Source organism: Streptomyces sp. P3 (assembly GCF_003032475.1).
GTDB lineage: Bacteria > Actinomycetota > Actinomycetes > Streptomycetales > Streptomycetaceae > Streptomyces.
In genome coordinates, this window is the sequence record NZ_CP028369.1 from 1,003,905 (window position 1) to 1,016,260 (window position 12,356).

The window sequence follows — 12,356 nt, forward strand, 5'->3', positions numbered from 1 at the left end:
CACCCCTCACTCGGTACTTCACTCCATCCCACGCGGAAGACGGTGTTCACCATGCCCGTAGACCAGCACAGCGATCCCTTCGAGGAGCAGCTCTCCGCCGCCCTGCACGAGGCCGGCGGCGCCTTCGACCATCCGGGCAGCGCACTCGCCGCCGCCGGTCAGGCCCGTGGGCACCGGCTGCGGCTCCGGCGCAGGGCCGCCGTCGCGGGCGGCGTCGCCGGTCTGGCCCTCGTGGGGGTCGGCGGGACGCTGCTGGCGCCGTGGGACGGCTCGCCCGCTCCGAACCCCTCCTCCCTCGCCGCGAGCGGCAGGGCCAGCGCCAGCGCCAAGCCGGCGTCCGCCGACGACGTGTTCCGCACCCTCAGGAAGCTGCTGCCGAAAGGCCGGTTGACGAAGACGGAGGCGCGCGGCACGAACGAGGATCTGCCGCCGCTCGCCCTCGGGGTGTTCGACGACGGCAAGGGCGAGGGGGCCGTCTCCGTCGGCCTGGACCGCGTCCGGACCGACGCCCCGGGGAAGTTCGATCCCGTCACGGCCGTGATGCCCTGCTCGGACGGCGGGCAGACGGGATTCGACAGCTGCCGGACCGACGTGCTGCCCGACGGGTCGGCGGTCACCGTCTACCAGGGCTACGAGTACCCCGACCGTCGTGAGGACACCAAGGCGTGGGGGGCCGACCTGGTCACTCCCGCCGGGCACCATGTGAGCGTCATCGAGTGGAACGCCGCGGCGGAGAAGGGCAAGCCGGTCACCCGTCCCGAACCCCCGCTGTCGACGGCGCAGTTGAGGACGCTCGCCGCGGCCCCGGAGTGGCGCCGGATCGTGGACGCGATCCCCCGGGAGCGGCAGAAGCCGTCCGCCGCCGCGAGCGCGTCCACGCGGCCCGCGGAGATGGCCGGCTGGGTCATCCTGCGCAAGCTCAGCCTCCTGCTGCCGGACAGCCTGAAGCGCGTCTCGTACGGCAGCCAGGAGACCGGGTTCGGCTACATGGTCGTCGACGACGGCAAGGGCAGGAGCCTGGTCCAGGTCAACGTGCAGCCGGGCATGTCCGACGTCGCCGACGAGCTGTACGGCGAGGGCTCCGAGACCCTGAAGGACGGCACCCGGGTCGCCGTCCACCAGGGGCCGGGTGAGAAGGGCGGGGCCGGGGTCGTGATGTGGACCGTCGACACCATGCGCAAGGACGGCCTGCGGGTGGTGGTCAGCGCCTTCAACACCGCCGACCAGAACAAGGCCGCCACCCGCGCCGAGCCGGCTCTCACCATCAAGCAGCTGCGGACGATCGCACTCAGCCCACGCTGGCGCAGCGCCGTGGACTGACGGGCGCCCCGGTCCGCCACAGACCGCCACGTGCCCCGGCCGGGAACGTCCCGGCAGGGGCGTGGTGGGGCCCGGGGGCCCGGTCGTGGCTCCGCGGGGTTCAACGGGGGCTCCGCGGGGCCCGGTCGGGGTCAGAAGAACTCCGACCAGGGCTGGTCCCAGATCTGCTTGACGCACAGCACGAGGAACAGCAGCCCCGCCAGCACCAGCATCGCGTTGCTCAGCGGCCCGTTGCGCCATTCGCGGGGCGTGCGGGAGGAGTTGAGCAGCCACAGCAGTGTTCCCGCGAGGAACGGCAGGAAGGCCGCGCCCAGCACGCCGTAGAGGATGACCAGGCGGAACGGCTGGCCCTGGAAGAGCAGCACGATCGGCGGGAAGGTCAGCCAGAGCAGGTACGCCCGGAAGGGCCAGGAGCGTTCCCGCTCGCCGGAGGCGACCTCCGTGCCGGTCGTGTCGCTGCCGCCGCGCAGGCGGGCGTAGAAGTCGGCGAACATCAGGCTCACGCCGTGCCAGACGCCGATCAGGGAGGTGAAGGACGTCGCGAAGAAGCCGATGAGGAAGAACTTGGCCGTCGCCGCGCCGTACTTCGCCGCCAGGATGTCGCTGAGCTGGACGAGCCCCTTGTCGCCGCTCGCGATCGACACGTTCGCCGAGTGCAGCAGCTCCGCGCCGACGAAGAGCATGGCGACGACGAAGACACCGGTCGTGAGGTACGCGACGCGGTTGTCCAGCCGCATGACCTTCATCCAGCCCGTGTTCGTCCAGCCCTTGGCATTGACCCAGTAGCCGTACGCGGCCAGCGTGATGGTGCCGCCCACGCCGCCGATCAGGCCGAGGGTGTTGAGGACGGAGTCCTTCTCGTCCGGCAGGACCGGCAGCAGGCCGGCGAAGGCGTCGCCGAGGTTCGGGGTGACGCGGACCGCCAGGTACACCGTGACCACGAACATGACGCCCACCAGGACCGTCATGACCTTCTCGAAGACGGCGTACTTGTTGAACCAGACGAACACCAGGCCGACCAGACCGCAGGCGACGGCCCACGACTTGAGGCCCATCACGTCCGGGAACAGCGCCTGCAGGGGCAGCGCGCTCGACGACATCGCCGCCGCGCCGTAGACGAAGCCCCAGACGACGAGGTAGAAGCCGAAGAACCAGGTCGTCCAACGGCCGAGCCCCGCCCAGCCGTCGAAGAGCGTGCGGCCGGTGGACAGGTGCCAGCGGCCGGCCGCCTCGGCGAGGGAGATCTTGACCAGGCAGCCGACGACCGCCGCCCAGAGCAGGGTGTAACCGAAGTTGCTGCCCGCGATGAGGGTGGCCACGAGGTCGCCGGCGCCGACGCCGGTCGCCGCGACCACGATGCCGGGTCCGATGTACTTCCAGCTGGACTTTCCGGGGGTCTGGTCGGTGCCGGAGGGAGCCTCGGTGTCCTTGGTGTGTCCCGTGGGGGGTTCCGTGGTGTCCGCCATGAAGGTCAAGAAATCCCAAAGCGGCCGGTCCGGCAAGAGGGCCTGACCGATCTCCACCCGATGTGCCCAGCCCGCCCGCGCGTGTGATCACTATCGGTCGGTGCGTGCGCAATTACACTTCGCGGCCGGTCATGCGCCGTTTTTCGCATGGTTCCGGCCATCACCCCTTTGTCACTCCATGCCCTATTGACCTGTTCATGCCATGCATCGACGATGTGCGGCAGTCGCACCACGGCACCACCGCACCCCCACACACTCCGACTCCCCACTAGGAGCGTTCATGCGACTGCGCATCCGCAGGAGCGGTGCGAGAAGCACCGTCCTCGCCGCACTGCTGGCCCTCGCCCTGGCCGCGCCGTTCTCGGCCGTCACCGACGCGTCGGCGGGCGGCGCCCGGAAGCCGGCGCCGTCCGCCGACGACATCCGCCAGTACGAGATCCACGTCCACCACAGCACCCCGCAGCTGCGCACCGCGATCGCCGCCTCCGGGGTGAGCGTGGACGAGGCCGACGAGGAGACCGTCGTGGTCTCCGGCCGGGCCGAGCAGATCGGGAAGCTGCGCGCGCAGGGGTACGCGGTCTCGCCCCTGGGCGCGGCGCCGGACCGGGTCGCCGAGGACGAGGTACGGCTCTTCGACTTCCCGTCCGCCGACGCGAAGTACCACAACTACGCCGAGATGACGGCGGAGATCGACCAGCGCGTCGCCGCCCGCCCGGACATCATGAGCAAACGGGTCATCGGCAGGTCGTACCAGGGCCGGGACATCGTGGCCGTCAAGATCAGCGACAACGTGGCCGTCGACGAGGCCGAGCCGGAGGTGCTGTTCACCCACCACCAGCACGCCCGCGAGCACCTCACCGTCGAGATGGCCCTCTACCTGATGCGCGAGCTGAGCGCCGGGTACGGCACCGACTCCCGGATCACCGACATGGTCGACAAACGCGAGATCTGGATCGTCCCCGACCTGAACCCGGACGGCGGAGAGTACGACATCGCCACCGGCTCCTACCGGTCGTGGCGCAAGAACCGGCAGCCCAACTCCGCCTCCTCGTACGTCGGGACGGACCTCAACCGGAACTGGGACTTCAAGTGGGGCTGCTGCGGCGGCTCTTCGGGCACCAAGTCGTCGGAGACCTACCGGGGCGCGTCAGCCGAGTCCGCGCCCGAGGTGAAGGTCGTCGCCGACTTCGTGCGCGGCCGGGTCGTGGGCGGCAGACAGCAGATCACCGCCGGGATCGACTTCCACACCTACAGCGAGCTGGTGCTGTGGCCGTTCGGCTACACGTACTCCGACACGGCGACCGGGATGACCGCGGACGACAACGCCGCGTTCAAGGCCGTCGGCCGGAAGATGGCCGCGAGCAACGGGTACACCGCCGAGCAGTCCAGCGACCTGTACATCACCGACGGCTCGATCGACGACTACCTCTGGGGAACGCAGAAGATCTTCTCGTACACCTTCGAGATGTACCCGTCGTCCGGTTCGGGAGGCGGTTTCTACCCGCCCGACGAGGTCATCGAGCGGGAGACCTCCCGTAACCGGGACGCGGTCCTGCAACTGCTGGAGAACGCGGACTGTATGTACCGCTCGATCGGCAAGCAGGCGCAGTACTGCAGCTAGCGCCGTGACCGGAACCGGCTAGTCGGCGTCCTTGGCTTCGTCCTTGGCCTTGGCCGGCTCGGCCGCCTCGGCGTCGTCGGGGTCCGCGGGCTCGGCCTCGCCGTCTTCGAAGTAGGCGTCGAGGACCGCGTCCAACTGGTCGTCCCACTCCTGGAAGCGCGCCCTGGCCGTCGCCTCGATCTCGATCGGGTACCAGCGGCGGTCGGGGGTGTGCACGGTGACGGTGTACCGCTTGCCGAAGCGCGGCGTCTCGGTCTCGACGGCGCCGATCTCGTCCCAGCGGAACTCGCACTCCTCCTCGTCGAGGCGGAGCCGGACGCCCCTGGCGTCGGCGGCGATCCGCGCACGGCGGTCCGAGGCCTCGAAGACGGGGCCCTCGGCGGGCACGTCCGGCTCCTCCTCTCCCCCGTCCTCGGCGTCGGTCCCGGCCTCCGCCCCGGCGTCGGTCTCCGCGCCGCGCCCGGTCTTCTCCACCTCCTCGGAGTCGACGACCGTCTCGGCGTCGTCGGCCTCGGCCGGCTTCGCGTCGGACGGCTCCGCGGTCACGGGCGACGTGAGCCCGGGGACGAATGCCGGGTCGAATCCGGCGCCCTCCAGGGGCTGGCTGCTCGAACCTATGCGCTGCTCCACAGCGGGCAGTATGGTCGAAGATCCTGTGCCGGACACAGCCAGCCCCTACTTCGTTACGGGAGTTCCGCACGGCGTTCCGTCAGAGACCCAGACGAAGGCGCTCAATACGGCCGCCCTCGCGCGGCCGCGGCTGGTGTCAGCCGAGGACGGCCAGCGCGTCGATCTCGACGAGCAGGCCCGCCGGCAGACCGACGTAGACGGTGGTGCGGGCGGCCGGCGGGGCGGTGAGGGCCTGCTCCTCGAAGTACGCGTCGTACACCTCGTTGAACTCGGCGAAGTGGCCGGTGTCGGTCAGGTGGACGCGGATCATCATGACGTCGTCCCAGCCCGCGCCGCCCTCGTTCAGGATCGACCTGACGTTGGCGAGGGTCTGCAGGGTCTGCTCGCGCAGACCGGGACCGGCCGGGGTCGGGGGCTTGCCCGGCTCGGCGGGCAGGAAGCCGACCTGGCCCGCCACCTGGAGGATGTTCCCCTTCCGCACGCCGTGCGAGAACCTCGCGGGCGGGGTGGTGTGGGTGCCGGGGGTGAGTGCGGTCTTCTCGGTCATACGGTGTCCTTGTCCGGAGCTGATACGGGGCTCCTGCCGGAGTACTCGCCGCTGACGGCGTCCGCCGCGCGGCGCACCAGCGGGAGCAGGGCGAGGAGTTCGTCGGCGGTGACGACGACGTTCGGCGCGGAGATCGACAGCGCGGCGACCACCCGGCCGTCGGCGCCCCGGACGGGCGCGGCGACGCAGTTGATGGACTCCTCGTGCCCGCCGAGGTCGGTGGCCCAGCCCTGCTCCCGCACCTTCCGCAGCTCCCGCAGGAAGGCGGGGGCGTCGGGCGTCGAACGAGCCGTGTAGAGGGGGTAGTCGAGGCTCTCGGCGACGGCCCGCCGCTCGGGTTCGGGCAGGTCGGCGAGGAGCAGCTTGGCGACGGCGGCGACCGTGACGGCGACCGGCCTGCCGATGCGCGAGTACATGCGCACCGGGTAGCGGCTCTCCACCTTGTCGATGTAGAGGACCTCGCCGTCCTCGTACACGGCGAGGTGGACGGTGTGGCCGCAGGCCTCGCCCAGCCGGACCAGGTGGGGGTGGGCGATCTCGCGGACGTCGAGGTTCTCCATCGCCTCCTGGGCGAGGGCGAACAGGCGGGCGCCCAGGCGGTAGCGCTGGTCGGACTGGCGGTAGACGAGGCCGTGCTCGTGCAGGGTGCGCAGCAGCCGCAGGGCGGTCGACTTGTGCACGTCGAGGCGGTCGGCGACCTGCCCGAGGCCGGCGGGGCCCTCGGCGAGCAGCGGCAGGATGCTCAGGGCGCGGTCGACGGTCTGGCTCATGGGGTGCGTACCTCCTCGGGGGCGGCCGGGGACTGCGTCCAGCCCGGGCCGAGTCGAAGTCTCCCCCACGCGGTGTCGTCGAGGGCGGCGAGCCGGTCGGCGTGGTCGCGGGCCGGGGGGACGGCGAGGTCGCCGGGGACGGTGAGGGCGGCGGCGGCCGTCAGATGCCCGTGCCGCAGCCGGTCGCGGGCGGGCAGCCCGCGCAGGGTGGCGGAGAGGAAACCGGCGGCGAAGGCGTCACCGGCGCCGACGGCGGCGACGACGTCGACCCGCGGGGCCGGGACGTGCAGGACGCGTTCCCCGTCGAAGAGGGTCGCCCCGTGCGCGCCCTGTTTGACGACGAGCACCTCGGGTTCGGGGATCGCGGCCCGTACGGCGTGGACGCCGTCCAGGCCCCACACCTCGGCGGCCTCGTCCTCGCCGACGAACACCAGGTCGGCGCCGCGGGCCAGTTCCCGCAGGATCCGGGGGCCGTCGCCGTCCGTCCACAGCCGGGGCCGGTGGTTGACGTCGAAGGAGACGAGCGGCCGGCCGGGCCGGGGGGCGGTCAGTTCGCGCAGCAGGTGGAGGCAGTCCGCGGAGAGGGCCGCGGTGATCCCGGTGAGGTGCAGGACCCGGCCGGCCCGTACGGCGTCGAGGCCCACGGTGTCGACGGACATCGCGCAGGCGGCGGACCCGGCCCGGTAGTAGGCGACCTCGTGGGCGTCGCCTGACCGGTCTCCGGCGGTGCGGAAGTAGACGCCGGTCGGACGGTGCGGGTCGCGTCGCACGCGGCTGACGTCGACGCCGTAGGAGCCGATGGTCCCGACGAGGTGGTCGCCGAAGCCGTCCGCCCCGACCCGGCCGACCCAGCGGGCCGTGTGGCCGGCCGCCGCCAGTGCGCAGACCACGTTGGACTCCGCGCCTCCGACGCCCCGGTCGAAGGAGGGCACGTCGGCGAGGCGACCGGGGCGGGAGGGCCGGAGGGCGATCATGGACTCGCCGAGCGCGACGACGTCCACGATGTCCACGGCCCGCGAGGCCTCGCAGGCGTCGGACGCGCCGGGGGCGTCGGGGGCGTTGCGGGGTCCGGTGGCGGTCACGATCGTCGTGGCTCCCGTGCTGGTGAGAGGCGGCGGATCCGTTGACCCCGCGTCGGCGGCGATGTTAGACAGCGGTCGGCGACATACGCAATGGACGTTGCAGCTTACGCAACGCTCCTGATCAGGGAGGTTCCATGAGTACCGAGGAGTTCGCGGCACTCGCCCGACTGGCCGAGGAGCGTGTCGACCACCGCTTCAAGGGCCTCCCGCCGGACGCCGACGGCCTCACCGTCGGCGAGCTGGCCGCCCAGCGCCGCAACCTCTTCACCGGCGGCTTCTCCACCCCCGTGCTGGCGCTCTCCGCCGAACGCCTCGAGCACAACCTCGCGCTCATGGAGACGTACGCGACCCGGCACGGTCTCGCCTTCGCGCCGCACGGCAAGACCTCCATGGCCCCGCAGCTCTTCAGGCGCCAGCTCGACCGCGGCGCCTGGGGCATCACCCTCGCGGTCCCGCACCAGGTGCGGGTGGCGCGGGCGTACGGCGTCCGGCGGATCTTCCTCGCCAACGAAGTGGTGGACCCGGCGGCCCTGCGCTGGATGTCCGCCGAACTCGACGCCGACCCCGGGTTCCGCCTGGTCTGTTACGTCGACTCCGTGCGCGGTGTCCAACTGATGGACGCGGCCCTGCGCGGCGCCGCCCGTCCCCTCGACGTCGTGGTCGAGCTGTCCGCCGGTGACGGCGCGCGCACCGGCGTGCGCACGCGGGAGGAGGGCGCGGCGGTCGCGGACGCGGTGGCGGCCGTCCCGACGCTGCGGCTGGTCGGGGTCGCGGGCTACGAGGGCGAGGTGCCGGGGGCCGACCCGGAGCGGGTGCACGCCTGGCTGCGCCGGCTGGTCGCCCTGGCCGCCGGCTTCGACGGGGCGGGGCGGTTCGCGGGCGTCGAGGAGATCGTCGTCAGCGCCGGCGGCAGCGCCTGGTTCGACACGGTCGCCGACGTCTTCGCCGCGGTCCCCGAACTCTCCCTCCCCGTGCTGAAGTTGCTGCGCTCGGGGGCGTACGTCTCGCACGACGACGGGCACTACCGCAAGCTCACGCCGTTCAACCGGGTCCCCGGGGAGGGCGCGCTGCGGCCCGCGTTCCGGCTGTGGACCCAGGTCGTCTCCCGCCCCTCCCCCGACCAGGCGTTCGTCAACGCGGGCAAGCGCGACGCCGCCTACGACCTCGACCTGCCCTTCGCCCAGGTGATCCGCCGTGACGGCCGTGAACGCCCCGCGACCGGCGTGTCGCTGACCGCCCTGTCCGACCAGCACGCCTGGCTGCGCACGACGGACGAGGCGGACCTCGAGGTCGGCGACTGGGTGGGCCTCGGCCTGTCCCACCCGTGCACGTCCTTCGACAAGTGGCCGCTGATCCCGCTGGCCGAGGCGGACGGCACGGTGATCGACTACATCCGCACGTACTTCTGACCCGTCCGAGCGGAGGCCGACCATGGAAGAACTCGTCATCCGGGACGCCGACGTCGTCGACGGCACGGGCGCGGACTCCTACCGCGCGGACGTGGTGATCGACGCCGGCAGGATCGTCCGAATCGTCAAGGAGGCGGCGGCCGCGGGCTGTCAGCGTCCGAGAGCCGTGCGGAAGCTGGACGCGGAGGGGCTGGTCCTCTCCCCCGGTTTCATCGACATGCACGCCCACAGCGACCTGGCGCTGCTGCGCGACCCGGACCACAGCGCGAAGGCGGCGCAGGGCGTGACGCTCGAGGTCCTGGGCCAGGACGGTCTGTCGTACGCCCCGGTCGACGACCGCACCCTCGAAGAGGTGCGCCGCGCCATCACCGGCTGGAACGGTCCCGGCGACGACGTCGACTTCGACTGGCGCTCGGTGGGCGAGTACCTGGACCGGCTGGACCGCGGTGTCGACGGACGGGGCATCGCCGTGAACGCGGCGTACCTCGTCCCGCAGGGCACGGTCCGGGCCCTCGTCGTCGGCTGGGAGGACCGCCCCGCCACGCCGCGGGAGCTGGACCGGATGCGGCGGCTGGTGGCGGAGGGCCTGGAGCAGGGTGCCGTCGGCCTGTCGTCCGGGCTGACGTACACGCCCGGGATGTACGCCGGGAACGCCGAACTGGAGGAGCTGTGCCGGGTGGTGGCGCGGTACGGCGGCTACTACTGCCCCCACCACCGCAGTTACGGCGCCGGTGCGCTGGAGGCGTACGCGGAGATGGTGGAGCTGGCCGGGAAGGCCGGCTGCGGCCTGCATCTGGCGCACGCCACCATGAACTTCGGCGTGAACGAGGGGCGCGCGCCCGAGCTGCTGGCCCTGCTGGACGAGGCGCTCGACGCGGGCGCCGACATCACCCTCGACACCTATCCCTACACCCCCGGCTGCACCACGCTCGCGGCCCTGCTGCCCAGTTGGGCGAGTGAGGGCGGCCCTTCGGAGGTCCTGCGCCGGCTCGCGGACGACGAGAGCGCCGAACGCATCCGCCACGATCTCGAGGTGAGGGGCGCGGACGGCTGCCACGGGGTGCCGGTGGACTGGGAGACGATCGAGATCTCCGGCGTGACCGACCCGGCGCTGGGCGACTTCGTGGGCCGCACGATCGGCGCGTCGGCCGCGCGTCTGGGCGAGGCTCCGTGGGCGACGGCGCGCCGGCTGCTGGTCGAGGACGGACTCGGCCCGACGATCCTGCAGCACGTGGGCCACGAGGAGAACGTCCGCGCGATCATGCGCCATCGTGTCCACACGGGCGGCTCGGACGGCGTCCTGACCGGCGCCCGGCCGCACCCGCGCGCCTACGGCACGTTCCCGCGCTATCTCGGCCACTACGTGCGCGAGTCGGGGCTCCTCACCCTGGAGGAGTGCGTCGCCCACCTGACCGGCCGTCCGGCGGCCCGGCTGCGCCTGCCGGACCGGGGCGTGATCCGTGAGGGCCACCGCGCCGACCTGGTGCTCTTCGACCCGGCGACGGTGGCGGCGGGCTCGACGTACGAGTCCCCGCGCACCCTGCCCACGGGCATCCCGCACGTCCTGGTCGACGGCCGGTTCGTCATCGAGGACGGCCGGCGCACGGACGTGCTGGCGGGGCGGGCGGTCCGTCGCGGTCCCACGTGACGGAACGCCCCGCCGCCCTGCTCGAGGGGCTGTCGGCGGACAGCCCCTACGGCTTGGGCAGGGTGCACCCGCTCTTGTTCAGGTTGATCTGGTTGCCGGTCGTGAAGCAGGCCGGGATCTGGTAGATCTCCTGGGCGTAGTTGATGCCCTTGCGGACGGTGACGTTGCCGTTGGCGTCGACCTCACAGGGGTTGTTCTCGGTGCAGCGCTGGCCGTCCTCGTTGCCGGTGTTGTTGACGGCGACGACCTTGCCGGTGGCCTGGTCGATCACCGGCGAGCCGGAGGTGCCGCCGATGGTCTGGCAGGCGGAGGTGTAACGGACCGAGTCCTTCCAGGTCCAGTCGCCCTCCTTCATCCGGTAGACGAACCCGTCGATGTTGCAGCTGTAGAGCCGCTTCCAGTAGCCGGACGCCACGGTGATGGCGGTGCCGGCGACCGGGTGCGTGTCCTGCACGGTCAGCGCCGAGATCCCGTACGAGTTCTTGATCGACGCGTAGGTGCTGGTGAGCTGGTAGATCGAGACGTCGGTGTCGGTCATCGTCCCGTAGGCGAGCTTGCTGGCGCGCAGGGTCGCGACCCGGGTGCCGGCGGAGTTGAGCAGGCCGAAGGTGCGGCTGGAGGCCTGGTTGACGAGCACCTCGCCGGGCTCCGGGAACCCGGTCGACAGGCAGTGGCCGTTGGAGAGCACCAGCGCCGGGTCGGTGTCCAGGGAGCCGGGGAAGCGGACGACCGAGCCGGAGCAGTTGCTGAGCGCGACGGTCCCGGCGAGGTTGACGGCCCGCAGCGTCGGCGCGGCGGCCCTGGTCTCCGCCTTGGCCACGGGCGTCGCGCTCACGGCGGCGGCGGCCGGCTTCGCGCTCACCGGCGCGGCGACCGCGGGCGCCGCGCCCGCCCCGGCGATGGCCAGGGCGAAGACGGCGGCGACGAGAGGCTTTCTCATGTGGGGGGTCCCCTCTCATGACAAGGCGACCGGAGATCTTCCGGCCGCCACTGATTTGTCATGCGCATTGTTGGTGCCGAGGGGGCGGAGGACAAGGGGCGCTTTTCGGCCGCGGGGCCTCGTCGGACGGCGGCGAGGGGCTCAGGAAGCGTCCTCGCCCACGCTCTCGCCTACCTTCCGCCTTTTCGCAGCCCGCGCCCCTTCCCGGCGTTGCTCCTCCCGGGCTCGGACGTCGCGGCGGAGGGCTCGTCACCCACCACCTGGCCGACGCCGGTTCCGGCACCGGTTCCCGCACCGGCAGACGACCCGGCCGACGGCGTCCTCGACGGCGTGACGCCCGGGGACGGCGTCGCACCGGCCGAGGCGGACGGAGTCGGCCGCGCGGGCTCGGCCGGGCCGCTCGCCGAGTCGGCCGGCCCGGCCGGGGAGCTCACCGCGCCGTCCGACGCCGAGCGTGTGCCCCCCTGCCTGCGCTGCTGGTCACCGCCCGGATCCCCGGCGAAGGACAGCCCCGCGACCACCGCGGCCAGCGCCACCGTGCCGACCGCCCCGGCGGCGGTCAGCACCCGCCGCTCGCGCCACCCGCCCGCCCGGCGGGCGGCACGCCGGCGGTCCGCCCGGCCGCCCTCCGGGCCCTCGGCCGGGGACCCGGCAAGGGGGACCCGAGGCAGCTCGGTCGTCTCGTCGTAGGCGTTCTCCCACCCGTGCGCGGCCGCCGGATCGGCGTACCGCTCGTACGAGGGCTGATCGATCTCGGCGTACGGGTGGTACACGATCGGCCGCACCGGGGGCACGCCATTCTCACCTGGCCTGGACATGGCCGTGCATTCTAGGGACCTGTGCGCCCGACGGGACAGCTACCGTCGATAACCGTCCAAACCACCCTTCTCGCGTGGCGGAAAACACGCCCCACGGAGCGTTAC

General features: G+C 72.4%; 11 protein-coding genes. 4 read left to right on the forward strand and 7 right to left on the reverse strand.

Annotation, left to right across the window (positions count from 1 at the left end; translation table 11 throughout):
• Positions 1–51 precede the first annotated feature (51 nt).
• Positions 52–1,320: a hypothetical protein gene (locus tag C6376_RS04360; protein ID WP_107448767.1), complete on the forward strand. Its 1,269-nt coding sequence runs from the start codon at positions 52–54 to the stop codon at positions 1,318–1,320.
• Between the two features lie 131 nt (positions 1,321–1,451).
• On the opposite strand, the gene C6376_RS04365 is transcribed toward C6376_RS04360, so the two are convergent.
• On the reverse strand, positions 1,452–2,786 hold the full coding sequence (locus C6376_RS04365; protein ID WP_107442184.1) for an Nramp family divalent metal transporter: 1,335 nt from the start codon (positions 2,784–2,786) through the stop codon (positions 1,452–1,454).
• A 280-nt stretch (positions 2,787–3,066) separates the two neighbouring features.
• Between C6376_RS04365 and C6376_RS04370 the strand changes: the two genes are divergently transcribed.
• Complete coding sequence (locus C6376_RS04370) at positions 3,067–4,407, forward strand: M14 family metallopeptidase (protein WP_173985581.1); 1,341 nt, start codon at positions 3,067–3,069, stop codon at positions 4,405–4,407.
• Positions 4,408–4,425: 18 nt separating this feature from the next.
• Here the strand turns inward: C6376_RS04370 and C6376_RS04375 are convergent, their stop codons facing one another.
• The 4 genes from C6376_RS04375 to C6376_RS04390 all read right to left on the reverse strand — a co-directional run bounded on the left by C6376_RS04375 (position 4,426) and on the right by C6376_RS04390 (position 7,364).
• Complete coding sequence (locus C6376_RS04375) at positions 4,426–5,037, reverse strand: hypothetical protein (RefSeq protein ID WP_107442185.1); 612 nt, start codon at positions 5,035–5,037, stop codon at positions 4,426–4,428.
• Positions 5,038–5,173: 136 nt separating this feature from the next.
• Positions 5,174–5,584, reverse strand: a complete 411-nt coding sequence (locus C6376_RS04380) for a RidA family protein (RefSeq protein WP_107442186.1) — start codon at positions 5,582–5,584, stop codon at positions 5,174–5,176.
• Positions 5,581–6,354 carry an IclR family transcriptional regulator gene (locus C6376_RS04385; protein ID WP_107442187.1) on the reverse strand — a complete coding sequence of 258 codons (774 nt, stop codon included), beginning with the start codon at positions 6,352–6,354 and terminating at the stop codon, positions 5,581–5,583. The genes C6376_RS04380 and C6376_RS04385 overlap by 4 nt, the downstream gene beginning before the upstream one ends.
• Positions 6,351–7,364, reverse strand: a complete 1,014-nt coding sequence (locus C6376_RS04390) for a sugar kinase (protein ID WP_107448769.1) — start codon at positions 7,362–7,364, stop codon at positions 6,351–6,353. The genes C6376_RS04385 and C6376_RS04390 overlap by 4 nt, the downstream gene beginning before the upstream one ends.
• Before the next feature lie 206 nt (positions 7,365–7,570).
• Here C6376_RS04390 and C6376_RS04395 point away from each other — a divergent pair, with 206 nt between their 5' ends.
• Complete coding sequence (locus tag C6376_RS04395; RefSeq protein WP_107442188.1) at positions 7,571–8,845, forward strand: amino acid deaminase; 1,275 nt, start codon at positions 7,571–7,573, stop codon at positions 8,843–8,845.
• Between the two features lie 22 nt (positions 8,846–8,867).
• The gene (locus C6376_RS04400) at positions 8,868–10,493 is read left to right on the forward strand and encodes an amidohydrolase family protein (protein ID WP_107442189.1); all 1,626 of its coding nucleotides are present in this window, start codon (positions 8,868–8,870) and stop codon (positions 10,491–10,493) included.
• 46 nt (positions 10,494–10,539) lie between these two features.
• Here the strand turns inward: C6376_RS04400 and C6376_RS04405 are convergent, their stop codons facing one another.
• Both C6376_RS04405 and C6376_RS04410 read right to left on the reverse strand, forming a co-directional pair.
• Positions 10,540–11,433, reverse strand: coding sequence for a serine protease (locus C6376_RS04405; RefSeq protein WP_107442190.1), 894 nt, complete (start codon positions 11,431–11,433; stop codon positions 10,540–10,542).
• A gap of 170 nt (positions 11,434–11,603) precedes the next feature.
• The gene (locus C6376_RS04410; RefSeq protein WP_107442191.1) at positions 11,604–12,251 is read right to left on the reverse strand and encodes a hypothetical protein; all 648 of its coding nucleotides are present in this window, start codon (positions 12,249–12,251) and stop codon (positions 11,604–11,606) included.
• Positions 12,252–12,356 lie beyond the last annotated feature (105 nt).